Source organism: Candidatus Aalborgicola defluviihabitans, assembly GCF_016705985.1.
In the GTDB taxonomy this organism is placed as follows: Bacteria; Pseudomonadota; Gammaproteobacteria; order Burkholderiales; family Burkholderiaceae_C; genus Allorhodoferax; species Allorhodoferax defluviihabitans.
The window spans coordinates 266,737-290,250 of record NZ_JADJKN010000006.1 but is presented as its reverse complement, the minus strand read 5'-3'; the positions used below and the strand labels follow the sequence as shown (position 1 = coordinate 290,250).

At 58.9% G+C, this 23,514-nt stretch carries 25 protein-coding genes; 9 read left to right on the top strand and 16 right to left on the bottom strand.

Features of this window, described 5'->3' with window-relative positions; all coding sequences use genetic code 11:
* The first annotated feature begins 1 nt into the window (after nt 1).
* A complete protein-coding gene (locus IPI80_RS09005; protein WP_413859252.1) occupies nt 2–991 on the top strand; it encodes an Hsp33 family molecular chaperone HslO in 990 nt (329 codons plus the stop codon).
* A gap of 10 nt (nt 992–1,001) precedes the next feature.
* On the opposite strand, the gene IPI80_RS09000 is transcribed toward IPI80_RS09005, so the two are convergent.
* From IPI80_RS09000 to IPI80_RS08980, 5 genes are read right to left on the bottom strand one after another with little or no spacing between them, the layout of a single operon-like run.
* Complete coding sequence (locus IPI80_RS09000) at nt 1,002–1,277, bottom strand: septum formation initiator family protein (RefSeq protein ID WP_413859250.1); 276 nt, start codon at nt 1,275–1,277, stop codon at nt 1,002–1,004.
* Between the two features lie 7 nt (nt 1,278–1,284).
* On the bottom strand, nt 1,285–2,568 hold the full coding sequence (eno, locus tag IPI80_RS08995; protein ID WP_413859248.1) for a phosphopyruvate hydratase: 1,284 nt from the start codon (nt 2,566–2,568) through the stop codon (nt 1,285–1,287).
* Nucleotides 2,569–2,614: 46 nt separating this feature from the next.
* On the bottom strand, nt 2,615–2,932 hold the full coding sequence (locus tag IPI80_RS08990; RefSeq protein ID WP_413859246.1) for a DUF1330 domain-containing protein: 318 nt from the start codon (nt 2,930–2,932) through the stop codon (nt 2,615–2,617).
* An 18-nt stretch (nt 2,933–2,950) separates the two neighbouring features.
* Entirely contained in the window at nt 2,951–3,805 is an 855-nt protein-coding gene (kdsA, locus tag IPI80_RS08985; protein ID WP_413859244.1) for a 3-deoxy-8-phosphooctulonate synthase, read from the bottom strand.
* Nucleotide 3,806: 1 nt separating this feature from the next.
* Nucleotides 3,807–5,474: a CTP synthase gene (locus IPI80_RS08980; RefSeq protein WP_413859242.1), complete on the bottom strand. Its 1,668-nt coding sequence runs from the start codon at nt 5,472–5,474 to the stop codon at nt 3,807–3,809.
* Nucleotides 5,475–5,542: 68 nt separating this feature from the next.
* Between IPI80_RS08980 and coaBC the strand changes: the two genes are divergently transcribed.
* Together coaBC and dut are read left to right on the top strand one after the other, a co-directional pair.
* Entirely contained in the window at nt 5,543–6,754 is a 1,212-nt protein-coding gene (gene coaBC / locus IPI80_RS08975; protein WP_413859240.1) for a bifunctional phosphopantothenoylcysteine decarboxylase/phosphopantothenate--cysteine ligase CoaBC, read from the top strand.
* A 15-nt stretch (nt 6,755–6,769) separates the two neighbouring features.
* A complete protein-coding gene (gene dut / locus IPI80_RS08970; RefSeq protein ID WP_413859238.1) occupies nt 6,770–7,216 on the top strand; it encodes a dUTP diphosphatase in 447 nt (148 codons plus the stop codon).
* 3 nt (nt 7,217–7,219) lie between these two features.
* Here the strand turns inward: dut and IPI80_RS08965 are convergent, their stop codons facing one another.
* Nucleotides 7,220–7,753: an FKBP-type peptidyl-prolyl cis-trans isomerase gene (locus IPI80_RS08965; RefSeq protein ID WP_413859236.1), complete on the bottom strand. Its 534-nt coding sequence runs from the start codon at nt 7,751–7,753 to the stop codon at nt 7,220–7,222.
* Between the two features lie 14 nt (nt 7,754–7,767).
* Here IPI80_RS08965 and IPI80_RS08960 point away from each other — a divergent pair, with 14 nt between their 5' ends.
* The 3 genes from IPI80_RS08960 to IPI80_RS08950 all read left to right on the top strand — a co-directional run bounded on the left by IPI80_RS08960 (nt 7,768) and on the right by IPI80_RS08950 (nt 9,773).
* Entirely contained in the window at nt 7,768–8,901 is a 1,134-nt protein-coding gene (locus tag IPI80_RS08960; RefSeq protein WP_413859234.1) for a JmjC domain-containing protein, read from the top strand.
* A complete protein-coding gene (locus tag IPI80_RS08955) occupies nt 8,888–9,391 on the top strand; it encodes a hypothetical protein (protein WP_413859232.1) in 504 nt (167 codons plus the stop codon). The genes IPI80_RS08960 and IPI80_RS08955 overlap by 14 nt, the downstream gene beginning before the upstream one ends.
* Before the next feature lie 157 nt (nt 9,392–9,548).
* A complete protein-coding gene (locus IPI80_RS08950; protein WP_413859230.1) occupies nt 9,549–9,773 on the top strand; it encodes a hypothetical protein in 225 nt (74 codons plus the stop codon).
* 88 nt (nt 9,774–9,861) lie between these two features.
* Here the strand turns inward: IPI80_RS08950 and bamC are convergent, their stop codons facing one another.
* From bamC to IPI80_RS08925, 5 genes are read right to left on the bottom strand one after another with little or no spacing between them, the layout of a single operon-like run.
* Nucleotides 9,862–10,953, bottom strand: a complete 1,092-nt coding sequence (bamC, locus tag IPI80_RS08945) for an outer membrane protein assembly factor BamC (RefSeq protein ID WP_413859228.1) — start codon at nt 10,951–10,953, stop codon at nt 9,862–9,864.
* A gap of 26 nt (nt 10,954–10,979) precedes the next feature.
* The gene (gene dapA, locus IPI80_RS08940; protein WP_413859226.1) at nt 10,980–11,873 is read right to left on the bottom strand and encodes a 4-hydroxy-tetrahydrodipicolinate synthase; all 894 of its coding nucleotides are present in this window, start codon (nt 11,871–11,873) and stop codon (nt 10,980–10,982) included.
* 33 nt (nt 11,874–11,906) lie between these two features.
* Nucleotides 11,907–12,464 carry a class I SAM-dependent methyltransferase gene (locus tag IPI80_RS08935; protein ID WP_413859224.1) on the bottom strand — a complete coding sequence of 186 codons (558 nt, stop codon included), beginning with the start codon at nt 12,462–12,464 and terminating at the stop codon, nt 11,907–11,909.
* Nucleotides 12,455–12,580, bottom strand: coding sequence for a hypothetical protein (locus tag IPI80_RS08930; protein WP_413859222.1), 126 nt, complete (start codon nt 12,578–12,580; stop codon nt 12,455–12,457). Before IPI80_RS08930 ends, IPI80_RS08935 begins: the two co-directional genes overlap by 10 nt.
* Complete coding sequence (locus IPI80_RS08925) at nt 12,577–13,806, bottom strand: MFS transporter (protein ID WP_413859220.1); 1,230 nt, start codon at nt 13,804–13,806, stop codon at nt 12,577–12,579. The genes IPI80_RS08930 and IPI80_RS08925 overlap by 4 nt, the downstream gene beginning before the upstream one ends.
* Nucleotides 13,807–13,918: 112 nt before the next feature.
* On the opposite strand from IPI80_RS08925, the gene IPI80_RS08920 reads away from it, so the two are divergent.
* From IPI80_RS08920 to parC, 3 genes are read left to right on the top strand one after another with little or no spacing between them, the layout of a single operon-like run.
* The gene (locus IPI80_RS08920) at nt 13,919–15,889 is read left to right on the top strand and encodes a DNA topoisomerase IV subunit B (RefSeq protein ID WP_413859218.1); all 1,971 of its coding nucleotides are present in this window, start codon (nt 13,919–13,921) and stop codon (nt 15,887–15,889) included.
* Nucleotides 15,889–16,680, top strand: coding sequence for a lytic transglycosylase domain-containing protein (locus IPI80_RS08915; protein ID WP_413859216.1), 792 nt, complete (start codon nt 15,889–15,891; stop codon nt 16,678–16,680). Before IPI80_RS08920 ends, IPI80_RS08915 begins: the two co-directional genes overlap by 1 nt.
* Before the next feature lie 12 nt (nt 16,681–16,692).
* Entirely contained in the window at nt 16,693–19,080 is a 2,388-nt protein-coding gene (gene parC, locus IPI80_RS08910) for a DNA topoisomerase IV subunit A (protein WP_413859214.1), read from the top strand.
* A 93-nt stretch (nt 19,081–19,173) separates the two neighbouring features.
* Here the strand turns inward: parC and IPI80_RS08905 are convergent, their stop codons facing one another.
* The 5 genes from IPI80_RS08905 to IPI80_RS08885 form a co-directional block, all read right to left on the bottom strand.
* Nucleotides 19,174–20,004 (bottom strand): SAM-dependent methyltransferase, encoded by an 831-nt coding sequence (locus tag IPI80_RS08905; protein WP_413859212.1) that lies wholly within the window; start codon nt 20,002–20,004, stop codon nt 19,174–19,176.
* Complete coding sequence (locus IPI80_RS08900) at nt 20,001–20,750, bottom strand: GGDEF domain-containing protein (protein ID WP_413859210.1); 750 nt, start codon at nt 20,748–20,750, stop codon at nt 20,001–20,003. The genes IPI80_RS08905 and IPI80_RS08900 overlap by 4 nt, the downstream gene beginning before the upstream one ends.
* Nucleotides 20,729–21,766, bottom strand: coding sequence for a tetratricopeptide repeat protein (locus tag IPI80_RS08895; protein ID WP_413859208.1), 1,038 nt, complete (start codon nt 21,764–21,766; stop codon nt 20,729–20,731). The genes IPI80_RS08900 and IPI80_RS08895 overlap by 22 nt, the downstream gene beginning before the upstream one ends.
* Before the next feature lie 30 nt (nt 21,767–21,796).
* Nucleotides 21,797–22,018: a hypothetical protein gene (locus tag IPI80_RS08890; RefSeq protein ID WP_413859206.1), complete on the bottom strand. Its 222-nt coding sequence runs from the start codon at nt 22,016–22,018 to the stop codon at nt 21,797–21,799.
* Between the two features lie 97 nt (nt 22,019–22,115).
* The gene (locus tag IPI80_RS08885) at nt 22,116–23,507 is read right to left on the bottom strand and encodes an efflux transporter outer membrane subunit (protein WP_413859204.1); all 1,392 of its coding nucleotides are present in this window, start codon (nt 23,505–23,507) and stop codon (nt 22,116–22,118) included.
* Nucleotides 23,508–23,514: the final 7 nt, after the last annotated feature.

The window sequence follows — 23,514 nt, the reverse complement described above, 5'->3', positions numbered from 1 at the left end:
TATGTCTGAACTCCATAAATTCCTGTTTGAAGGCCTGCCGGTGCGGGGCATGGTGGTACGTTTGACGGACGCCTGGACCGAAATTCTGCGGCGGCGCGCCGCCAACACCACGACCGGTGCCTATGCACCACCGGTGCGCGATATGCTGGGTGAAATGGTGGCCGCCGCCGCCCTGATGCAGTCCAACATCAAGTTCGACGGTGCGCTGGTGCTGCAGATATTTGGTGACGGGCCGGTCAAGCTTGCGGTGGTGGAGGTTCAGCCTGACCTTGCCTTGCGTGCCACGGCCACGGTGGTAGGAGACGTGTCTACGCACGCCACATTGAGCCAAATGGTGAACGTGGGTAATGTTGGACGCTGCGCCATCACCCTGGACCCCACGACCAAATTCCCCGGTCAGCAGCCCTACCAGGGCGTGGTGCCGTTGTTTGATGACCGACGCCACAAGATCGAGAATATCAGCGAGGTGCTGGAACACTACATGCTGCAAAGCGAGCAGCTCGACACCACGATGGTTCTGGCCGCCAACGACACGGTGGCTGCGGGCTTGCTGATTCAGCGCCTGCCCATGCAGGGCACGGCCAACTTGTCGGGCAGTTTGGTCAGCCAGGAAAACGAGGACCAGATTGGCCTGAATGAACACTACAACCGCATTGCCATCCTGGCCAAGAGCCTCAAGCGTGAAGAGCTTCTAACGCTGGACGTGGACACCATCCTGCATCGCCTGTTCTGGGAGGAGCAAGTCGTCCGCTTTGAGCCGTTGCAGGGCGATACCGCGCCGCGCTTTGCCTGCTCGTGCAGCCGTGAGCGCGTGGGCCGCATGATTGTGGGGCTGGGCCGCGAGGAGGCTGAAAGTATTCTGGCCGAGCGAAACAGTATTGAAGTAGCGTGCGAATTTTGTGGCCAGCAGTACCATTTTGATCCGGTGGACGCAGCGCAGTTGTTTTTGGCGCCAGCACAGCAGGCCAGCGGCGGCTCAGGCCCGCACTGACGGGTTTGGGCTATTTGGCGATCTGCACGAAGATCTCGTTGGCCTTGACCATGCCCAGTTCCGAGCGGGCCTTTTCTTCCACAATCTCGAGGCCTTCGCGCAGGTCCGCAATTTCGGCCGCCAGCCGCTCATTGGCACGCGCGGCCGCCACGTTGTGCTGTTGTTGATCGGCGAGCTGGCGTGTCAGACTCGCTACATTGGGCACACTGCCCCTGCCATACCAGAGCTGGCCATGCACGATCACCAGCAAGGCGATCAGTGCAGCAGGGACGAAGCGGTTGCCCATGGGGTCATTATTTCAGGTTGTAGAAGGCGGCGCGGCCGGGGTAGCTGGCCACATCACCCAAGTCTTCTTCAATGCGCAACAACTGGTTGTACTTGGCCATGCGGTCGGAGCGGCTCAGGCTGCCGGTCTTGATTTGACCCGCGTTGCAGCCCACAGCGATGTCGGCAATGGTGCTGTCTTCAGTTTCGCCCGAGCGGTGGCTGATGACGGCGGTGTAACCGGCACGCTTGGCCATTTCGATGGCTTCAAAAGTCTCGGTCAGCGTACCAATTTGGTTGATCTTGATCAGAATCGAATTGGCTATGCCCTTGTCGATGCCTTCTTTCAAAATTTTGGTGTTGGTGACGAACAGGTCGTCGCCCACGATTTGTACCTTTTTGCCCAGACGTTCGGTGAGCAGTTTCCAGCCGTCCCAGTCGCCCTCGGCCATGCCGTCTTCGATGCTGATGATGGGGTACTTGTCGACCCAAGTGGCCATAATGTTGGTCCACTCTTCGGCGTTCAGCGTCAAGCCCTCGCCTTCCAGGTGGTACTTGCCATCTTTGTAAAACTCGCTGGCGGCGCAATCCAGGCCCAGAGCAATTTGCTCACCCGCGACAAAACCTGCTTTGTCAATCGCTTCCAGAATCATCTGGATGGCGGCTTCGTGGTTGGCCACGTTGGGTGCAAAACCACCTTCGTCGCCCACAGCGGTGCTTATGCCCTTGTCGTTCAGAATTTTCTTCAGGGCGTGGAACACTTCGGCGCCGTAGCGCAGGGCTTCGCGGAAGCTCGGTGCGCCAACGGGGATGATCATGAACTCCTGGATGTCCAGGTTGTTGTTGGCATGTTCACCGCCGTTGATGACGTTCATCATCGGCACGGGCATTTGCATGCGGCCCATGCCGCCAAAGTAGCGGTACAGGGGCAGACCAGACTCTTCTGCTGCGGCGCGGGCCACAGCCATGGAGACGGCCAGCATGGCGTTGGCGCCCAAGCGGCTCTTGTTGTCAGTGCCGTCCAGGTCAATCAGGGTCTGGTCGAGGAAGGCCTGCTCAGACGCATCCAAGCCTAGCACCGCTTCGGAAATTTCAGTGTTGATGTGCTCGACCGCTTTGAGCACGCCCTTGCCGCCGTAGCGCTTTTTGTCGCCGTCACGCAGCTCAATGGCTTCGCGTGAACCGGTGGATGCGCCAGAAGGTACTGCTGCGCGGCCCATGGTGCCGGATTCCAGCAGCACGTCGCATTCGACGGTGGGGTTGCCGCGTGAGTCCAGAATCTCGCGGCCGACGATGTCAACAATTGCACTCATTTTTTGCCTTTTTGAAAATATGTGAAAAAACTAGGAAGTTTGAAAACTAAACCGGGGCGGCCACGCCTTCTACCAGCACCATGTTGAAGAAGCTTGTTGCGCCCGAACGTTTGGCACGTGCCGCCTTGTACATTTCGTCATCGTAAAACGTCTTTGCGGCCTCAAAACTGGGAAACCGCAGCATGGCAATGCGTGCCGGCTGCCAGGTGCCTTCCAGCGTTTCAAATTTGCCGCCCCGAACCAGGTATTCACCACCCGCCTTGGCCACGGCAGCAGGCGCTTCTGCCATGTACTTTTTGTATTGTTCCAGGTCGGAGATTTGCATGTCAACAATGATGTAGGCAACGGGCACAGGATTTTCCATGGTGGTGTTGAGCAAGTATTAGTTGAAACTGTTTTCAAGAAAGCCATTGGCTTTGGTGACCCGGTCCAAAGCAACCAGTGTCTCCAGCAGGGCCCGCATGTGCTTCAGCGGCACGGCGTTCGGGCCGTCACTCATGGCCTTGGATGGATCGGGATGCGTCTCCATGAACAAACCTGCCACGCCCACTGCCACGGCAGCACGGGCCAGCACCGGCACCATTTCGCGCTGGCCGCCACTACTGGTGCCCTGGCCACCGGGTAGCTGCACCGAATGGGTGGCATCAAACACGACGGGTGCCTGCGTCTCCCGCATGATGGCGAGGCTGCGCATGTCGCTCACCAGGTTGTTGTAGCCAAAGCTGGCGCCGCGCTCGCAGGCCATGAAGTTGTCTTCCGGCAAACCCGCTTCTTTGGCGGCGGCGCGGGCCTTGTCGATGACATTTTTCATGTCATGCGGCGCCAAAAACTGGCCTTTTTTGATGTTGGCCGGTTTGCCCGACTGGGCCACTGCACGGATGAAGTCAGTCTGGCGGCACAGAAAGGCCGGGGTTTGCAGCACGTCCACCACCGAAGCCACCTGCGCAATCTGCACTTCGTCATGCACGTCAGTCAGGATGGGGACGCCCAGCTCACGTTTGACCTTGGCCAAAATTTCCAGGCCCTTGTCGATGCCGGGGCCGCGGAAGGTGCTGCCGCTGGATCGGTTGGCCTTGTCGAAGCTGCTTTTGAAGATGAAAGGGATGCCCAGTGCCGTGGTGATTTCCTTGAGCGTGCCGGCCGTGTCCATCTGCAACTGCTCGGACTCAATCACGCAAGGGCCCGCAATCAGGAAGAAACGGTGCTCCAGGCCGATATCGAAGCCACAAAGGTTCATATCAGGCAACGACCTTCAGTTTCTTGCCCACAGCCTGGCGCTCCAGCGCTGCCTTGATGAAGGCGTTGAACAGCGGATGGCCGTTCCAGGGTGTGGACTTGAATTCGGGGTGGAATTGCACGCCCATGAACCAGGGGTGGACGGCCTGCGGTAATTCGACCATTTCAGTCAAATGCTCGCGCTGAGTCAGTGCCGATATCACCAAGCCGGACTTGCGCAATGTGTCTAGGTAGTTCACGTTGGCTTCGTAGCGGTGGCGGTGGCGTTCGGTGACCTCGTCGCCGTAGATTTGGTGGGCAAGGGTGCCCTTGGCCACGTCGGAGCTCTGCGCGCCCAAGCGCATGGTGCCGCCCAGATCTGAATTGGCATCGCGGGTTTTGATCGTGCCGTCGGCATCTTTCCACTCGGTGATGAGGGCGATGACGGGGTTGGGTGTGTCGGGTTCGAACTCGGTGCTGTTGGCATCTTTCAGCCCTGCTACATGGCGGGCGAACTCGATGGTGGCAACCTGCATTCCCAAGCAAATGCCCAAGTACGGCACCTTGTTTTCGCGGGCGAAGCGGGCCGTGCTGATCTTGCCTTCAATACCGCGCTTGCCAAATCCGCCGGGCACCAAAATGGCGTCGTACTTCGCCAAGCAAGAAACCGCGTCGTCGGTGATGGTTTCCGAATCCACATGCTCAATTTTCACGCGCACATGGTTCTTCATGCCGGCGTGGCGTAAGGCTTCGTTGACCGATTTGTAGCTGTCTGACAGATCGACGTATTTGCCGACCATGGCAATGGTGACTTCGCCTTGGGGGTGCTCGATCTCATAGACCAGGTCATCCCAACGCTTGAGGTTGGCCGGCGGCGTGTTCAGGCGCAGCTTGTCGCAAATGAGGCCGTCCAGGCCCTGCTCGTGCAACATGCGCGGCACCTTGTAGATGGTGTCGACATCCCACATGCTGATGACGCCCCACTCGGGCACGTTGGAGAATAGAGAAATCTTGGCGCGTTCTTCGTCCGGAATCGGGCGGTCGGCGCGGCACACGAGTGCATCGGCTTGAATGCCAATTTCGCGCAACTGTTTGGCGGTGTGCTGGGTCGGTTTGGTTTTAAGTTCGCCTGCTGCAGCGATCCAGGGCACATAGCTCAGGTGCACAAAGGCGCTGTTGTTGGGGCCGAGCTTCAGGCTCATCTGGCGCACGGCTTCCAGAAACGGCAAGGATTCGATGTCACCCACGGTGCCGCCAATTTCCACTATGGCCACATCCACCGCGTCGGGTTCACCAAAACGCGCACCGCGTTTGACGAACTCCTGAATTTCATTGGTGACGTGGGGGATGACCTGCACGGTCTTGCCCAGGTAGTCACCGCGGCGCTCTTTGTCGAGCACGCTTTGATAAATTTGGCCGGTGGTGAAGTTGTTGGCCTTGCGCATGCGCGATTCGATGAATCGCTCGTAGTGGCCTAAATCCAGGTCAGTTTCTGCGCCGTCGTCGGTAACAAATACCTCGCCGTGCTGCAGGGGTGACATGGTGCCGGGGTCAACATTGAGGTAGGGATCGAGCTTGATGAGGGTGACTGTCAAGCCCCGCGATTCCAGTATCGCAGCAAGGGAGGCTGAGGCGATTCCCTTACCCAGGGAAGACACCACACCGCCGGTGACGAAGACAAATTTGGTCATGTCAGGGGGAGCGAGAAGCTCAGGGAGGTGGTAAACGGAGATTATACGGGTCTGCTACATTGCAAACGATGAACGACCTCGCTGGAAAACATATTGTCCTGGGCCTCACCGGAGGCATTGCTTGTTACAAAGCGGCTGAGCTGTGTCGGGCGCTGGTCAAGGAAGGCGCCACCGTGCAGGTGGTGATGACCGAGGCTGCCGCCCAGTTCATCACCCCGGTGACCATGCAGGCGCTCTCGAACCGGCCAGTGTATGGCTCGCAGTGGGATGCGCGCGAACCCAACAACATGGCCCACATCAACCTCAGCCGTGATGCCGATGCCATTCTGATTGCGCCGTGCAGTGCCGATTTTCTGTCCAAGCTGCTGCATGGTGGCGCCGATGATTTGCTGAGTCTGATGTGCCTGGCACGCCCTATCGACACGGTGCCCCTGCTGGTTGCGCCCGCGATGAACCGCGAAATGTGGGCTCACCCCGCTACGCAGCGCAACCTTGCGCAGCTGCGAGCCGACGGCACTACCATTCTGGGCGTAGGTAATGGTGATCAGGCCTGTGGCGAGACGGGTGACGGGCGCATGTTGGAACCGCAGGAGTTGTTGGAGGATGTGATTGCCTTCTTCCAACCCAAGTTGCTGGCGGGGCAACAGGTGTTGGTCACGGCCGGGCCAACCTTTGAGGCCATTGACCCGGTGCGCGGCTTGACCAACCATTCCAGCGGCAAGATGGGTTTTGCCGTGGCCCGGGCCGCGCAGGAGGCGGGTGCGCAGGTTACTTTGGTGGCTGGGCCGGTGTCATTGCCCACACCGCGTGGGGTGCGCCGCATTGATGTGCAATCGGCAACCGACATGCTGGCAGCCTGTGTGGACGCCGCCCCAACTGCGACTATTTTTGTGGCGTGTGCTGCGGTGGCCGACTGGCGACCCGCCCAGGCTTCGGAGCAGAAGATCAAGAAGGATGGTTCGGGTCAAACGCCCACACTGACTTTCCTTGAAAACCCGGACATTCTGGCCACGTTGGCCCAGTCACCGCGTGCGCGAGACGGCAGCCTGTTCTGTGTGGGTTTTGCCGCCGAAAGCCATGATCTTCTGGCCCACGCTACGGACAAACGCATCCGAAAGAGCGTGCCGCTGCTGGTGGGCAATATCGGCCCGGCAACGTTTGGCAAGGACGACAATGCGCTGTTGCTGATCGATGCCCATGGCACCCTTGAACTACCCCACAACACCAAGCTGACGCTGGGTCGTCAATTGATCGCCGAAATTGCCAAACGCCTGCCCTGATTTTTCCAAACTGCCATGAAAATTGACGTCAAAATTCTCGACAGCCGCCTGATCGACCAGATGCCCAACTACGCCACGCCTGGCAGCGCCGGACTGGACCTGCGGGCCTGCCTGGATGACCCGCTTACGCTGGAGCCCAATGCGTGGCAGCTGGTGCCCACCGGCATGGCCATTTATTTGCAGGACCCGGCCTATGCGGCGCTGATCTTGCCGCGCTCGGGCCTGGGCCACAAACACGGCATCGTGCTGGGTAACTTGGTGGGTCTGATTGATAGCGATTACCAGGGGCAGCTCATGGTCAGCGCCTGGAACCGCAGCGATGTGGCCTTCACCATCGCACCCATGGAGCGCATCGCTCAACTGGTCATCGTTCCGGTAGTGCAGGCGCAGTTCAACCTGGTCACGGAGTTTGCCGCCAGCCACCGTGGTGAAGGCGGCTACGGCTCGACCGGGAAGCACTAAGGACTAGTGCAATGTGCGATCCGACGGGTCACCGGTGCCAACCAGTTGCAGATTAAAAAATCCGGTGCCGCAACTGCCTCTGTCGATTTCCTCTTCGGTGGCTTCGCGCACAGATTCGACCTTCATGCTTAAACGTATCGCAATGCCGGCTAGCGGGTGATTGCCGTCAATCACCACGTGGTCGGGGTAGATGTCGGTGATGGTGTAGAGCGTATCCCGTGGAACGTTGGGGTTGCAGCCCTCGGGCAGGGCGCTGCCCTCCATGGTCAGGCCTTCCTGCAATTCATCGGGAAACAGGTGGCGTGGTTCCAGAAACAGCAATTGGTCGTTAAAGTCACCAAAGGCCAGTTCGGGCTCAATCTGCAGTTGCACCGTGGCGCCTGCGCTGTATCCCAGCAGAGCCGCTTCGATCACGGGGAGCAAGTCTTTGCCGCCCAGCAAAAATTCCACCGGCTCGTCCAGGATGTCCAATTCTTCGCCCAAAGTGTCTTTCAGCGTCCAGGTTAGGGCAACGACGCATTGTTCAGTGATTTCCATAGGAGAATTGTCCCATGAACACCGATGAACCCCTGCAACTCCTGGGTGGATTGACGCCCGCGACTTTTATGCGCCGCCACTGGCAGAAAAAGCCATTGTTGATTCGCCAGGCCATTCCTGGCTTTGCGCCCCTCTTGGCGCGTGCCGAATTGCTGGACCTGGCGGCGCAGGATGAAGTGGAGTCGCGCCTGGTGGTGCAACCCGGTGCAAACGGGGCTCGGCCTTGGCGTTTTCGCCACGGGCCGTTTGTCCGCAAGGCGTTGCCAGCCTTCAAACAACCGGGCTGGACCCTGTTGGTGCAGGGGGTGGATTTGCTGGATGCGCGGTTGCACGCGCTGATGAACCAGTTTCGCTTTGTGCCGGATGCGCGTCTGGATGATTTGATGATCAGCTACGCCACTGATGGCGGTGGCGTGGGCCCACACTTTGACAGCTACGACGTGTTTTTGCTGCAGGCCCACGGCCAGCGCCGCTGGCGCATTGGACGACAAAAGGACTTGAGCCTGCAGCCCAATATGCCTCTTAAGATTCTGGCGAATTTCGAGCCGGAGATGGAGTTTGTGTTGGAGCCGGGCGACATGCTGTACCTGCCGCCGCGCTATGCCCATGACGGCATTGCGGTGGGCGAGTGCATGACCTATTCGATCGGTTTTCGCGCACCCAGCCGCGCAGAATTGACCAGTGAGTTGTTGCAGCGACTGGCCGAGGAGGCTCTGGACGCGGAAAGTGTCAACCTGTACCGTGACCCCAAGCAAGAGGCTGTGGCTCACAGCGGGGCAATCCCCGGGGCGCTGTTTGAATTTGCCCAGACCGCCTTAGCCGACGCCCTGCGCGACCCGCTGGCACTGCAGCGAGTTCTGGGCGAATACTTAAGTGAACCCAAGGAGCATGTCCGCTTTGACAATGGGCAGGTTGAATCGCTGGATGGGGCGTTGGTGCTGGATCGCCGTACCCGTATGCTGTATGACGCGCAGCATATTTTTCTTAATGGGGAAAGCTTTTTGGCAACCGGGCGAGATGCCCAATTGATGCGGCACTTGGCGGATGGGCGGAGCTTGCCTGCTTCGGACAAAAAACGTCTGAGTGCGCCTGCACGGGAACTGGTGGCTGATTGGTGTGAAGCGGGGTGGATGTATGTCGAACAGTGAATCCGAGAGTGGCCGCCTCAATGGCGCATATTCTGGCCCTACAGAATTTGCCAATGTGGTGCGCGAAGCGCTGGCCTGTGCCGCGCGTGAGGGCTGGTCCAGCATGGTCTGGAGTGATGCCAACTTTGCCGACTGGCCCTTGGGCGAGCGTGCCGTGGTGGACTCGTTAAACGCATGGGCAGGAAAGGGACGTCAGCTGCTGATGCTGGCCCACAGCTATGACGCTCTGGTGCGCTTGCAGCCGCGCCTGGTCACATGGCGCAAGACTTGGGGGCATATCATCGAATGCAGGCTGTGCCGCAGCCGGGATGCCAGCGAAATGCCCAGTGCACTGTGGAGTCCCCACTGGGCCATGCAGCGGCTGGACGTGGTGCGCAGTACCGGGATTGCCGGGCTGGAGCCCCAACGGCGTGTCATGCTCAAGGAAGAGCTGGACGAGTGCCATCGCCAGAGCAGTCCGGGGTTCGCTGCCAGCACTTTGGGCTTGTAGTCGGGACTTAGAGGGTTTTCCCCAGTGTATTTTGCAAGTTCCTGTATACTCATAGGTTAGGCAAAAAGAGATCGAATGCTTTTTGTCTGAGTCTGGGCGGCGTGCTGCTTTGACAAGTTCCAAAAATTGTTTCGTTAACTCACTCTAGTTATTAAAAATGAACAAATCACTCGTCTTGGCAGCCGTTATCGCTGCCGCTGCCTTGGCTGCTTGCGGTAAGAAAGAAGAAGCGCCTGCACCCGCGCCAGCACCTGTTGCCGCACCGGCTCCTGCTGTCGTAGCACCTGCTCCCGTTGTTGAAGCATCGGCACCTGCCGCTGACGCATCGGCACCCGTTGCTGCTCCTGTTGCTGCGCCTCCTGCGGAAGGCGCTTCCAAGTAATTCTTGGCAAGCAAAAAAAAGCCACCGCAAGGTGGCTTTTTTTATGCCGGCACAGGTTTGGCAGTTTGTGATCCTGCCATTCCGAGCACTATTTGATATCGTCGGCAATCACTTTGACGATACGCTGCGCTGTGATAGAGGCTTCTGGTACCCCTTTGGCGTCCAGCACGGACACGGTGCTCACATTACCCTGGCTGCGCACGGTAATCTGGAACTTGGCCGCTTCGTTCTTGGACGCACTGTTGAACAGCTTGGCAAAAAAGCCAGGCTCGGAATTGGCGGCGTCCAGCGGCACATAGCGCACAAAGTAAATGCCTTGTTTGCGGTCACGGTCTTCCACGGTGAAACCGGTGCGGTCAAGGGCCAATCCAACGCGGCGCCAGGCGTTGTCGAAACCCTCTTCGATGCGAACCGCCGGCTGGCCGTTTTCAGTGACAACGGTTGCTGTTTTCTTGGTAACAATGCTGTCGGCGACCAAAGTCTTGGATTGGGCCTCATTAACGCCGAGCTTGACCATCAGACGGCGCAAAAACTCTGCTTCCAGTTCCGGGTCCGCTGGGCGGGGTTGCCAGATAGTGCTGTCTTTGCGTGCGTTGTTTACTGTTTCCACCATGCCGCGGTGGCTGATGAAAATCTCTGTCTCTCCATTGGCATTGCGTTCCAGGCGGGTGCGAAACTTGTCACGTTCGGCTGTGGAATAGAGCGAGTCCAGTAGCTTACCCAGGGTTGCGCGAATAAAGTCCTGCGGAATTTTGGCGCGGTTCTCGGCCCAGTCAGTCTCCATGATGCCCAGGGATTTCTGGTCCATGGCCAGCAAGAATCCGTTCTCCTGCCAAAAGTCTTTTACGGGCTCCCACAGCTTTTCAGCCGGGCGGTTGACCACCAACCAACGCTGGTTGCCGGAGCGCTCAATGCGCACGTCACCCATGGCGACGGCGGCAACGTTTGGCGTCGCGGTCGCTGTGGTTTGCCCTGATTTAAGTCCCGACGCCGATACCGTGCCGCCGATCACGGCGTAATGGGTATCTTTGGACAGTTGGGTGAGATCGGGCGGAACTTCCAGTGAGGGGGTCTTGGCGCTGCTGGAACTGCGGTAGTCCACCTTGTCGGCTTCGAGAACGGTACAGGCTGACAGCGCGATTGCCGTGCTGATGAGCGTCAGTTTGAATAGGGGGTTCACAGAAATCCTCAAAATGGAATGGCTACTTATAGCAGACCGGTGGCTTGCATCACGCGTTCCAGCGCCGGCTGGTTAGCGGGCGTCAGCACGGTCAGGGGGAGGCGCAGCGCCTGGCTGCACAGCCCCATGCGTGCAACGGCCCACTTGACTGGAATAGGGTTGGATTCTACGAACAAAGCTTTATGCAGGGGTAGCAACTGGAGCTGAATCTCCATAGCGCGCTGCACATTGCCTGCAATGGCTGCCATGCACAGTTCGTGCATCAGGCGGGGAGCCACGTTGGCCGTCACACTCACGTTGCCATGTCCGCCACACAGCATGAGAGCCACAGCTGTGGGGTCATCACCGGAATAGATGGCAAAGCCTTTGGGTGCTTCTTTGATCAGCCACTGGGCACGTTCGATATTGCCGGTGGCCTCCTTGATTCCCACAATGCCGCTCACTTGGGCCAGGCGCAACACGGTGTCGTGCTGCAGATCGGCAACGGCGCGACCCGGCACGTTGTACAAGATCAGGGGTAAATCGACTGCCTCGGCAATGGATTTGAAATGCAGGTACTGGCCTTCTTGCGTGGGCTTGTTGTAGTAGGGGACCACCTGCAACTGGCAATCCGCCCCGACCTTCTTGGCAAAGCGGGCCAGTTCAATGGCTTCAGCCGTTGAGTTGGCGCCGCAACCAGCCATGATGGGTACGCGCCCGGCCGATTGTTCGACCGACACGCGGATGATTTCGCAATGCTCCTGCACATTGACCGTGGGGGACTCACCCGTGGTGCCGACCACGCCAATACAGTCGGTGCCTTCAGCAATGTGCCAGTCGATCAGCTTTCGTAGCGCTGCGTAGTCCACGGAGCCGTCGTCCTGCATCGGAGTGACCAGGGCCACGATGCTGCCTTTGATGGGGCCTTGAGATGAGTTCATATCAGTCATATGTTCGGTAATCAATGATTCTACCTAGAGTGTCTGGCGCACCCAATCCGGCGTGTGCGCGCAGACCGGCGTGGCGCGCTTCGCTGCAATGCGTTGCACGACCCTGGGTGGGGTTTGCAGGTAGCCGTGCTCGTAGGCCACCACGTCCAGATTTTCACAGACCTTCAGCAGTTCGCCGCGCTGCAATAAGAAATCAGCGCGGGACGGCCGCCCAAACTGGGCATTGCCATCGGCAAAGGTCTCATACAGCAACACGCCGCCCGGGGCGACGCTGGCCACCAGTGTGTCCAGCAGGGGGCGCCACAGGTAGTTGGCCACAATGACGGCGCCAAAGGTGCGCACCTGCCCGCCTTCTGTGCACAGGGGCCAGTCGCTTTTTTCAATGTCGGCACAAACCAATTCAGCACCCGGAGCATGGTCCTGTGCAGCGGCAATGGATTGGTCCACGCCGGTTACGGGGTGGCCTCGCCCGGCAAACCAGGCCAGATGGCGACCGGAGCCGCAAGCCACGTCCAGTACCGTTGCACCAGGGGTCAGCAAGTGCGACCAGCGCACGATCCAGTCTGAGGGATTCAGAAGCATGACCACAGCTGGTTAGCCATTTGCACCATGAACTCTGGCTGGGTATAGAGCAGGAATACGGCCGCCAACACCGCCGCCGCAACTGCCCACCAAACTCCGTGCCAGAACAGCTTCATGGCGTGGCCACGCCCCGTGAGAAGTTGCGAACAATGGCCGCCTCCTTGACCGGAAGATTGATGAGTGCGGCCGCCACACCCAGGGCGATAGCGATATACCAGACGATGTCGTAGCTGCCCGTCTTGTCATACAAATAGCCGCCCAGCCACACCCCCATGAAGGAGCCAATCTGGTGGCTGAAAAACACAAAGCCACCCAACATGGACAGATGCGTCACGCCAAAAATCTGTGCCACGGTTGCGGTTGTGATGGGCACGGTGGACAGCCACAAAGTCCCCATCGCCGCCGAGAATACATACACGCTGGTCGGTGAGAGTGGGGTCCATAGAAAAACGGCAATGATCACGGCGCGCGCAAAATAAATGAACGCCAGGATATTTTTCTTGGACAACTTCTGACCCAGCACACCGGCCGCGTAGGTGCCAAACACGTTGAATAGGCCAATCAGTGCCAGGGCGTAGCTGGCGACTTGGGGCGACAAACCCTTGTCCTTTAAGTAGCTTGGCATATGCACTCCGATGAAGACCACCTGGAAGCCGCAGACAAAATATCCGGCCATCAAAAGCTGGAAGCTGGGGTACTTGAAAGCTTCACGCAGGGCTTGAAGAATGGTCTGCTCACGCGGTTGCGTCGAAACGCTGCCAAAGCCTGGCTCGCGCAGTCCCCAGGCCAGAGGAATCATCAGCAGGGCTGCCAAGCCCAGCAACACCAGGGCCTGCTGCCAGCCGAAATGGCTGATGAGAAAGCCCTCGGTCGGCACCATCAGAAATTGGCCGAACGATCCCGCAGCGGCCGCTACACCCATGGCCCAGGAGCGTCTGTCGGCACTGACATTACGGCCAATCACGCCGTAAATAACAGCATAGGTTGTGCCGGCCTGTGCCGTGCCAATCAGCACACCCGTACTCAAAGAAAACTGCAGCGGCGTGGAGGCCTGCGCCATGCCAACCAATCCCAGGCCATAAAGGACCCCGCCAACAATGATGACCCGAAAGGCGCCAAACCGGTCGGCGGCCATGCCGGCAAAGATACCGAAAATACCCCAGGCCAGGTTCTGAATAGCTATGGCCAGTGCAAAGGTCTCGCGGGTCCAGCCCTGCGCCTGGGTAATCGGTTGCAGCCACAGTCCAAAGCCATGTCGAATGCCCATGGACAATGTGACGATGGCGGCGCCACAGGCCAGCACTTGCACGGTGGAGAGAGGCCTGTGGTCGGATCGGTGCATGGTGTGATTGTCACAAATTCGGGTTAACCCTGCAGCGCAGGTACATTGCCCAAATGATATTCCTGTGTATGTATACAGCTACATGGCGCGCAGCTATTACAATGCGCCCCCTATGGCAGTCAAACCCACCCCCGAATACTCTGAAGGTTCCATCCGCGTTCTCAAAGGACTGGAGCCGGTCAAACAGCGCCCGGGCATGTACACCCGCACCGACAACCCGCTGCACGTCATCCAGGAAGTGCTGGACAACGCAGCCGACGAGTCACTGGGTGGCTACGGCAAAAAGATCAAGGTTACGTTGCACACCGATGGCTCGGTATCGATTGAAGACGACGGGCGCGGCATTCCTTTTGGCCTGCATCCCGAAGAACTAGCACCGGTGATTGAGCTGGTGTTCACCCGCCTGCACGCCGGCGGCAAGTTCGACAAGGGCAAGGGCGGCGCCTACAGCTTCTCTGGCGGTTTGCATGGCGTGGGCGTGAGCGTGACCAATGCCCTGGCCAAACGGCTGGAGGCCACCAGCTACCGTGAAGGCCAGGTGGCGACCATCGTGTTCGAGAACGGGGATGTGACACAGCCCTTGGAGAGCCGCAAAACTGTGGACGGTGATCGCAAATCCGGCACCACGGTGCGTGCCTGGCCGGATGCCAAATACTTCGAGTCTGCCATCTTGCCCATGGCTGAACTCACGCATTTGCTACGCAGCAAGGCCGTGTTGATGCCTGGCGTCAGTGTTTCTCTGTTGATTGAGAAGACCAAGGAGACACAAACTTGGCTGTACAAAGGTGGCCTGCGCGACTACCTGACCCAAACGCTTAACGGTGACCCAGTTATCCCACTGTTTGAGGGCGACGGTTTTGCCGATGGCCAGAATGACAACTTTGCCGAAGGCGAGGGCGCTGCCTGGTGCGTCGCCTTTACCGAAGACGGCCAGCCGGTGCGCGAGAGCTACGTCAACCTCATTCCCACCAGCGCCGGTGGCACACACGAAAGCGGCCTGCGCGATGGCCTGTTCACTGCTGTCAAGAATTTCATTGAATTGCACTCGCTCTTGCCCAAGGGCGTGAAGCTCATGCCCGAAGACGTGTTTGCTCGCGCCAGCTACGTGCTGTCCACCAAAGTGCTCGACCCGCAGTTTCAGGGCCAGATCAAGGAGCGCCTGAACTCGCGCGACGCGGTGCGCCTGGTGTCCAGCTTTGTCCGCCCTGCGCTGGAGCTGTGGCTGAACCAGCACGTGGAATACGGCAAAAAATTGGCCGAGCTTGCAATCAAGGCCGCGCAGAGCCGGCAAAAAGCCGGGCAAAAAGTCGAGAAGCGCAAGAGCTCTGGCGTGGCCGTGCTGCCGGGTAAGCTGACCGATTGTGAGAGCAAAGATATTGCCTACAACGAAGTATTTTTGGTCGAGGGTGACTCGGCCGGCGGTAGTGCCAAGATGGGCCGCGACAAGGAAAATCAGGCTATTCTGCCCCTGCGTGGCAAAGTCTTGAATACCTGGGAAGTGGACCGTGACCGCCTGTTTGCCAACACCGAAATTCACGACATTTCAGTCGCCATTGGCGTAGATCCGCATGGCCCCAACGACACACCGGATTTAACGGGTCTGCGCTATGGCAAGGTCTGCATCCTGAGCGACGCGGATGTGGACGGCTCACACATCCAGGTGCTGCTGCTCACGCTGTTCTTCCGCCATTTCCCCAAGCTGATCGAGGCGGGCCACGTGTATGTGGCACGCCCTCCGTTGTTTCGGGTCGATGCCCCGGCGCGCGGCAAAAAACCGGCCAGCAAGGCTTATGCGCTGGACGATGGCGAGTTGACGGCCATTCTGGACAAGCTGCGCAAAGAAGGTGTGCGCGAAGGCGCGTGGACCATCAGCCGCTTCAAAGGCCTGGGTGAGATGAACGCCGAGCAATTGTGGGATACCACGCTGAACCCGGACACCCGCCGCCTGCTGCCCGTCGCGCTCGGCGCCATCGACTTCGGTGCCACTGAGGCGCTGATCACCAAGCTGATGGGTAAGGGCGAAGCGGCGGCCCGGCGCGAGCTCATGGAGCTGCATGGCGACTCCGTTGAGGTGGACGTCTGATGTTCCGACTAGGCTCTTTGTTTTTGTTCGGACTGCTGGCCTGCGTCACGCAGGTGGCGCAAGCCGATATGTGGACCTATGTGGATGCGCGAGGGGTCAAGCACTTTGCCTCGAGCCAGCTGGACAGTCATTACAAGCTCATGTTCCATGGCATGCCAGCCCCCGACGCAGCCAGCGCCGGCGGCGCCATTCCTGGCGTGTCGCGGCTGGTAAGCGCCACTTTGCCGGCCAAATCCATCAGTCGCCTGGAACTATCGCCGGGCTTTCTGGCCGTCAAACCCCATGTACGCGCAGCGGCGGACGTCAACCAGCTCGACATGGCGCTGCTGCAAGCGGTGATCGCCACTGAATCCGGTTTTAATGCCACGGCCGTGTCGCCCAAGGGTGCGGTAGGTCTCATGCAGGTTATGCCCGCCACCGGGCAACGCTATGGGCTGACCAGTGACCACAGCGGCACCGTGGCCGCCAAGCTGACCGACCCCAAAACAAACATCCACACGGGCGCCCGCTACCTGCGTGACCTCATCAACCTATTCCCCGGTCAACTGGAGCTGGCTGTGGCTGCCTACAACGCGGGGGAAGGTGCGGTACAAAAGGCGGGCAACCGCATTCCCAATTACAAAGAAACGCAGAATTACGTGCGTTCAGTCATGCAGCTATACAGTCGCCTTAGCGCTTCCACCCCGTACCAGACCACCAAGGTGGTAGCCGCCGAGTCCGCGCGTGTGCGCGGCGAGTTTCACGGCGTAACCATTCCCGCCGCCGACGTGCCCACGGCCTCTACTGAATAAGCTCCCGATCCCATGACCGACCAACCCATTCTTGACTTGGCCCCCGAACCGCCCCGCGATGGCGGAGACGATGAACTGAACCTGGCCACCTATGCACAGCGCGCCTACCTGGAATACGCCCTCAGTGTGGTCAAAGGCCGTGTGCTGCCCGATGTGTGCGACGGCCAAAAACCGGTGCAGCGGCGCATTCTGTACAGCATGTCGCGCATGGGCCTGGGCTTTGGCGGACCCAACGGCAACACCGGTGCGCGTCCGGTCAAGAGCGCGCGCGTGGTGGGCGATGTGCTGGGCCGCTTTCACCCCCACGGCGACCAGGCTGCGTACGACGCGCTGGTGCGCATGGCGCAGGACTTTTCCCAGCGTTATCCGCTGATCGACGGCCAGGGAAACTTCGGCAGCCGCGATGGTGACGGCGCCGCCGCCATGCGCTACACCGAAGCACGCCTGTCCAAGATCACAAGCCTGCTGCTGGACGAAATCGACATGGGCACGGTGGACTTTCGGCCCAACTACGATGGCTCCACCGAAGAGCCCTGCCAGTTGCCGGCCCGCCTGCCGTTTAACCTGCTCAATGGTGCCAGCGGCATCGCAGTGGGTCTGGCCACAGAGATCCCCAGCCACAACCTGCGCGAAATTGCCGACGCCTGCGTGGCGCTGATCAAAACCCCGTCCTTGCCCGACGCTGAGTTGTTTGTCATGGTGCCCGGCCCCGACTATCCCGGTGGTGGGCAGATCATCAGCAGCGCCACCGATATTGCAGATGCCTATCGCACTGGTCGTGGCTCGCTCAAAGTGCGCGCCCGCTGGAAGATTGAAGACCTGGCCCGTGGCCAGTGGCAACTGGTGGTGACCGAGCTGCCACCCGGCGTGAGCAGCCAGCGTGTGTTGGAAGAAATTGAAGAACTGACCAACCCGAAAGTCAAGGCTGGCAAGAAGGCGCTAAGCCAAGACCAGACCCAGCTCAAGGCCAGTATCCTCAGTGTGTTGGATGTAGTGCGCGATGAGTCCAACAAGGACGCTGCGGTGCGTTTGGTGTTTGAGCCCAAAACCAGCCGCATTGAACACCAGGAGCTGATCACCGCGTTGTTGGCCCACACCAGCCTGGAAACCTCTTCGCCTATCAACCTGACGATGATTGGGCTGGATGGCAGGCCTACGCAAAAGTCATTCCGCCAGATGCTGATCGAGTGGATTGCGTTTCGCCAGACCACCATAGAGCGGCGTTCGCAGCACCGCCTGTCCAAGGTGCTGGACCGCATCCATATTCTGGAAGGCCGCCAGACGGTGTTGCTGAACATCGACGAGGTGATTGCCATCATCCGCCAGGCGGACGAGCCCAAGGCTGCGCTGATTGCACGATTCAACCTGTCGGACCGACAGGCAGAAGACATTCTGGAAATCCGCCTGCGCCAACTGGCCCGGCTGGAAGCCATCAAGATTGAGCAAGAGCTGTCTGAATTGCGCACGGAGCAAAGTAAGCTGGAAGAAATTCTCGGCAGTCCCGCCGCGCTGCGCCGCTTGATGATTAAAGAAATCGAGGCTGACGCCAAAACCTTTGCCGATGCGCGCCGTACCCTGATTCAGACCGAAAAGAAGGCCGTGGCTGAGGTCAAAGTCGTGGATGAACCCGTCACCGTGGTGGTGAGCAACAAGGGTTGGGTGCGTGTCCGCACCGGCCATGGTCATGAGGCATCTACTTTTGCCTTCAAAGCAGGGGATGCACTTTACGGAACCTTTGAATGCCGCAGCGTCGATACCTTGCTGGTGTTTGGCTCCAATGGACGGGTCTACTCCATTGATGTGTCCCTGTTGCCCGGTGGCCGCGGCGATGGCCAGCCGGTCACTACTTTGCTGGAGCTAGAAGCCGGTACCCAGTTGCTGTATTACTTTGCCGGGCCGGCCAACGCCACGCTGTTGCTGAGCAGCAGTGCGGGTTACGGTTTTATGGCCACGGTGGAGAACATGGTCTCACGCCAGAAGGCAGGCAAGGCATTCGTTACGGTGAACCCTGGCGAGACCTTGTGCTGCCCCTCGTTGGTGGCGGGGGCGCAGGGCAAGGTCGTATCCCTAGGCACCCCTGCTGTGTTAGTGGCGCCGGCCACGCATGTGGCCTGCGCCTCTGCCGGTGGGCGTATTTTGACCTTCGAGCTGACCGAACTCAAAGCCATGGCCAAGGGCGGGCGAGGGCTGATGCTGATCGACCTGGAAGCTAAAGACACCCTGGCCGGCGCGGCGGCCTACACCCGCTCCATACGCATTGACGGCATTGGCCGGGGTGGCAAGGCGCGCGATGAAACGCTGGAAATTCGCAGCCTCAACAACGCCCGTTCAGCCCGTGCCCGCAAGGGCAAGGCAGCGGACTTGGGCTTCAAACCAAATGCTGTGACCCGTGTCGAGTAGCAAAATGGTTATGAATCAATTAGGCCTCTAGCCCTCGTGAAATATACGTAACAGGCTATTGTTTAAATAGCAATCTACGGATGATCAACGCGATCAAGCAGCCTGCGCCAGTGGCATCAGGGGTGCCTCCGGCAGTGCGTTCAACAGGTCCACGATGGCCTGGTCACGCTTGAGCGCCTGCGCTGCGGGAATGACCAGCGTGGTAGCGCCCACCATGGTGGCGGTGGGAAGCTCGCGCAGTGGCAGGCGGTCTATTCGGGTTCTTTCCAGCGGATGGGTGGCCGCTTCATACAGGATCACTTCGTGGTCCAACGGGTAGTCCCGGGCAAGTTTGTCTACCAGTACTTGCACGCGGGCCTGCGTAGTCTCGAAGCGTTTCAGGCTGAGTTCACCGGCCAGGAACGGTTGCCACAGGATCAGCAGCGCGCTGGGGTCAATGCGGCGTTCATAGATCATGAACTGCGTGGCTTCCATGGATTGCATGCCTGTGCGACCAGGGTCAATGCCCAGATCGGCCACAAGGCAGTCCTCGGCGGAGATGCCGGGCAACATCTCGGCGCCGTACCCTTCGGACCGCGCGTCCTTGATGGCGATGTGCGCGATGCAGGCAAAAATACCAGGGTGGCCGTAGAACGCCGCGCACACCGTCTTGCCCGCGCGCACCTGCTCCAAAATGGTGTCCGCCATACGGCGGTAGGTATCACCTCGGTTTTTCCCGTCCATGTTGCAGTCGTCGTAATGGTCCAACACGCAGATGAAGTCTTTTGCAATGCCTTTGATCCAGTCGCGCGTGAAGATGTTGGGAACGGCTGAAACCACCACATCGGCAGTTTCGATGTAGCTCAGCGCCAGTGGCGTGACTTGCCCCGCCATGCGCATGCCGGTGCCAACACAAATGAGTTTGCCTTTTTTTATCGCGTTCATGTCTCGCCTGCATTCGAGGGTTGGTACACCGAGACGCGGTTGCGCCCAGTGTTTTTGGAAACGTACAACGCCTTGTCTGCGGCCGCCAGCAGGTCTTCATAGCGCGAGGACTCGCCAACAGCACGTGTGGCAATACCAAAACTTGCAGCGATGGTGAATTTAAAGCCGCTGGGTCGGGTGTCAATCGACAAAACAGCTACCCGGCAACGCTCTGCCAAAGTCAATACTTCCTCGGGAGTGAGGTCGGTCAGGCACAGGGCGAACTCCTCACCGCCGAGGCGTCCAAACAGATCGGTCTTGCGCAAATGGGTTTTGATTGCTTCACAGATGGCTTTCAACACCCAGTCCCCCGTGGCGTGGCCGTAACTGTCATTGATATGTTTGAAAAAATCCATATCAAGCAGCACCAAACTCTGGGTGTGGCGTTCATCTTTGAAAGCTTGTTGCACACAGGCCGTGAAATAGGCGCGGTTGCTGACCTGTGTGAGTCCGTCTACCTGGGCTGAATGGCGAAACGCGTCCATTCTTCTCAGCGTTCTGACCAGCCAAGCCCCCATGCTGGTGAGTACGATCAGGCCCAGCGTCACTAGCAGGATCAGGTTTTCGTACCGGTGTTCCTGTAAGGTTTTTTCCATGCGCAGGTTCTGGTTTTTCTGTTCCAGCAGGGCCAGTTGATTGGCCTTGTCTTGCGTTTCGAATTTGACGCGCTGGTAGGCCAGGCTCTTTATGACCTGATCGTCCAGCACTTTTTCTTAAGTGTTAGGTTAGTGTCGTAATAGCTGATGGCTGCTTCCAGTTGTCCCTGCGCGTGCTTGATGGCGGCCATGGTCTCGCTGGTCTTCTCGTGCAGCAGCAGAAGACGCCCGGATTGGGCCCTCTGATACGCGCGTAAGCCGAAGTGCTCTGCGCGTTGTGTGTTGCCGGTCTTGAGGTAGGCGCGGGCCAGAGCCTCGTCGAGCTGCACTGCGTAGTCTGAATCCGGACTGAGCACGACGAACTCTTGTGTGAGTGGCAAACTGGCGGTGATACCCCTTGCATAGTTGCCAGTGTCAATCAAATAAATCGCGGCCAGGCTTTTGATGATCAGCGCAAAGAACGGATTTTTGTTTGCATCGCAGGCTTTAACGGCATCCTGCACCAATGAGTCGGCCAGCGGCTCCTTTCCTCGCTCGAAACTGATTTCGACTTTGTTGGCTAGTCCCACGCAGGCAGCGTAAGACCCGACGATGTCGCCACGCAAGGCATAGATGCGCTCGGCAAGGTCAAAGGTCTCGTCATAGGCATGCAGTGATCGCAACAGGTTCAGTGCGCCCTGCAAAACAACAATCTTTTGTGAAGGTTTTTCAATGGCCGGTAGCAAAAGAATGGATTCATTCATGGCTTGCAGCGCCTTTTCGTACCGGCCCAGTGCTGTGTATCCATCAATCAACTCGTAGAGGTAACTTGCGCGTCGCCCTGGGGTCTTTACCTGAGCGATCAGCGAATTCACCAGAGCAATACGCTCCTCATTCCTCCCCCGATCTCCCAAGGAATGGGCATAAGACAGCTGATACTTTTCGTTTTGCTCCGGGGTGAACGTCGGTTGCAATGCCTTGAGCTTTTCCAGTGCCGCATCGGCTTTTTTTGGGGACGTACCTAATGAATTCCGGGCCTCGGAAAACAAGGTCTCGAACGTGTCCTGTTCCGCAGCCATCGTGGCAAACGAACAAAGAAACCCAATCGCAAGTACTGCAAGCGATTGAACGATGTAGGTGCGCACCATCAACGTCGCTATGTGTGCGCTGTCCAACGACTAATAGGTCAAGTCGGTATTGGTTACGTTGACCTTTGGAAGATCACTGGCGTCAACGCCTGCCAAGGCTGCTATGGCTGCGATGTCGCCCGACATGAGCGTCTGCTGCTCTTCCGCGTTCAAGCCAAACTGTGTCATGGATGCCTGTGGATCTTGCTGATGTGCCTCGCGTGCAGTCGCGTCACTATCAAGAAGGTTAAGGTAGTCGAGTAATTTGGACATATGCAGTGGCCTTGAATGGAAGCTAGCAGGGTGAGACTCGATGATCTCGCTTCAATTCTATAGGGCATGTAACCCTTTGTATCTAAGGGTAAACGGACTAATCCCACCCACCGCCCAGAACCTTGTACAGCGTTACCAGGTTTTGCACCTGCTGCACCTGCACCTGCACGGCAGCCTGTTGCACCCCAAACAGGCTGCGCTGGGCGTCCAGCACCTCAAAGGCGCTGGCAGCGCCATTTTTGAAGCGCAGGTCCGTCAGTCGCATACGCGTTTGCTCGGCGGCTAACTGGGCGTTTTGCGCACGCAACTGCTCGGTCAGCGTGGCGCGGCCGGCCAGGGCGTCGGAAACTTCGCGAAAACCCGTCTGAATAGCTTTCTCGTACTGTGCCACAGCGATGTCGCGCGCGACCTTGGCTGATTCCAGGTTGGCCTGGTTACGCCCCGCATCGAATATGGGTAGCAGCAGTTGTGGCGCGAAGGTCCAGGCGGACGTGCCGTCGCTGAACAGTTTGTCCAGATCGCTGCTGACAACGCCAGCACTGCCTGTGAGCGTGATGCGTGGAAAGAAGGCGGCACGGGCGGCACCGATATTGGCATTGTTGGCCAGCAACTGCTGCTCCGCCTGGCGCACATCGGGGCGGCGGGTTAACAAGTCAGACGGTACGCCGGCTGGCAGGTCCGGCACCAGACCCTGGGCAGTGACAGGCAGGCCTGCTGGCAAATCGCCTGGCAGGCTCTGGCCCACCAGCAGTACCAGTGCATTCTCGTCCTGGGCGCGCTGGCGCTGAGCCTGGGCCATCGATGCCTTGGCGCCTTCGAGCAGGGACTGGGCCAGGCTCAGGTCCAGTTGCGAGACCACTTCGTTGTCAAACTTGAGTTGCGTCAGCCGCAGGGACTCCTGGCGTGTGGTGACTGTCTCGCGGGTCACGCGCAGCAGTTCGTCATCGGCCAGCATGGTCAAGTAGGTGTTGGCAACCGAAGCGATCAGGCTGATTTGCACCGTTCTGCGGGCTTCTTCAGTGCCAAGTAACTGGGCTTGTGCAGCTTCACTCAGGGCGCGCACGCGACCAAAAAAGTCCAGTTCGTAGGATGTAACGCTCAGACCGGCGGAATAGGTCGACGTGATTGCGCCCGAGGCAACGGGTCCACGAGTACCCGTGATACCGGCGTTGACGGTAGGCAACTGGTCGGCCTGACGCAGGCGCAACTGGGCCCGCGTTTGCTCGATGGAAAGTACCGCCACGCGCAGATCGCGGTTGTTTTGCAGTGACAACTCGATCAGGCGCTTGAGGCGTGCATCCTGGAAGAAGTCCTGCCAGGCAATCTCAGCCGCGATGCGGCCGCTGCTGTCGGCAGTTGTTCCCGCCAAAGTGCTGTAGTGATCCGCTACGGGTGCAGTAGGGCGCTCGTACGTCGGGATGAAACTGCACCCTGCCAGGGAAGCGGCAGCTGATACGGTTGCCAGCCGGAAGAAACGGGATGGGGTCATGGGCAAA

Bases quoted from the DNA above. Each gene is read 5' to 3' on its own strand.
- IPI80_RS09005 (WP_413859252.1), top strand. From the start codon at position 2: ATGTCTGAACTCCATAAATTCCTGTTTGAAGGCCTGCCGGTGCGGGGC.
- IPI80_RS09000 (WP_413859250.1), bottom strand. From the start codon at position 1,277: ATGGGCAACCGCTTCGTCCCTGCTGCACTGATCGCCTTGCTGGTGATC.
- eno (WP_413859248.1), bottom strand. From the start codon at position 2,568: ATGAGTGCAATTGTTGACATCGTCGGCCGCGAGATTCTGGACTCACGC.
- IPI80_RS08990 (WP_413859246.1), bottom strand. From the start codon at position 2,932: ATGGAAAATCCTGTGCCCGTTGCCTACATCATTGTTGACATGCAAATC.
- kdsA (WP_413859244.1), bottom strand. From the start codon at position 3,805: ATGAACCTTTGTGGCTTCGATATCGGCCTGGAGCACCGTTTCTTCCTG.
- IPI80_RS08980 (WP_413859242.1), bottom strand. From the start codon at position 5,474: ATGACCAAATTTGTCTTCGTCACCGGCGGTGTGGTGTCTTCCCTGGGT.
- coaBC (WP_413859240.1), top strand. From the start codon at position 5,543: ATGAACGACCTCGCTGGAAAACATATTGTCCTGGGCCTCACCGGAGGC.
- dut (WP_413859238.1), top strand. From the start codon at position 6,770: ATGAAAATTGACGTCAAAATTCTCGACAGCCGCCTGATCGACCAGATG.
- IPI80_RS08965 (WP_413859236.1), bottom strand. From the start codon at position 7,753: ATGGAAATCACTGAACAATGCGTCGTTGCCCTAACCTGGACGCTGAAA.
- IPI80_RS08960 (WP_413859234.1), top strand. From the start codon at position 7,768: ATGAACACCGATGAACCCCTGCAACTCCTGGGTGGATTGACGCCCGCG.
- IPI80_RS08955 (WP_413859232.1), top strand. From the start codon at position 8,888: ATGTCGAACAGTGAATCCGAGAGTGGCCGCCTCAATGGCGCATATTCT.
- IPI80_RS08950 (WP_413859230.1), top strand. From the start codon at position 9,549: ATGAACAAATCACTCGTCTTGGCAGCCGTTATCGCTGCCGCTGCCTTG.
- dapA (WP_413859226.1), bottom strand. From the start codon at position 11,873: ATGAACTCATCTCAAGGCCCCATCAAAGGCAGCATCGTGGCCCTGGTC.
- IPI80_RS08935 (WP_413859224.1), bottom strand. From the start codon at position 12,464: ATGCTTCTGAATCCCTCAGACTGGATCGTGCGCTGGTCGCACTTGCTG.
- IPI80_RS08930 (WP_413859222.1), bottom strand. From the start codon at position 12,580: ATGAAGCTGTTCTGGCACGGAGTTTGGTGGGCAGTTGCGGCGGCGGTG.
- IPI80_RS08925 (WP_413859220.1), bottom strand. From the start codon at position 13,806: ATGCACCGATCCGACCACAGGCCTCTCTCCACCGTGCAAGTGCTGGCC.
- IPI80_RS08920 (WP_413859218.1), top strand. From the start codon at position 13,919: ATGGCAGTCAAACCCACCCCCGAATACTCTGAAGGTTCCATCCGCGTT.
- IPI80_RS08915 (WP_413859216.1), top strand. From the start codon at position 15,889: ATGTTCCGACTAGGCTCTTTGTTTTTGTTCGGACTGCTGGCCTGCGTC.
- parC (WP_413859214.1), top strand. From the start codon at position 16,693: ATGACCGACCAACCCATTCTTGACTTGGCCCCCGAACCGCCCCGCGAT.
- IPI80_RS08905 (WP_413859212.1), bottom strand. From the start codon at position 20,004: ATGAACGCGATAAAAAAAGGCAAACTCATTTGTGTTGGCACCGGCATG.
- IPI80_RS08895 (WP_413859208.1), bottom strand. From the start codon at position 21,766: ATGGTGCGCACCTACATCGTTCAATCGCTTGCAGTACTTGCGATTGGG.
- IPI80_RS08890 (WP_413859206.1), bottom strand. From the start codon at position 22,018: ATGTCCAAATTACTCGACTACCTTAACCTTCTTGATAGTGACGCGACT.
- IPI80_RS08885 (WP_413859204.1), bottom strand. From the start codon at position 23,507: ATGACCCCATCCCGTTTCTTCCGGCTGGCAACCGTATCAGCTGCCGCT.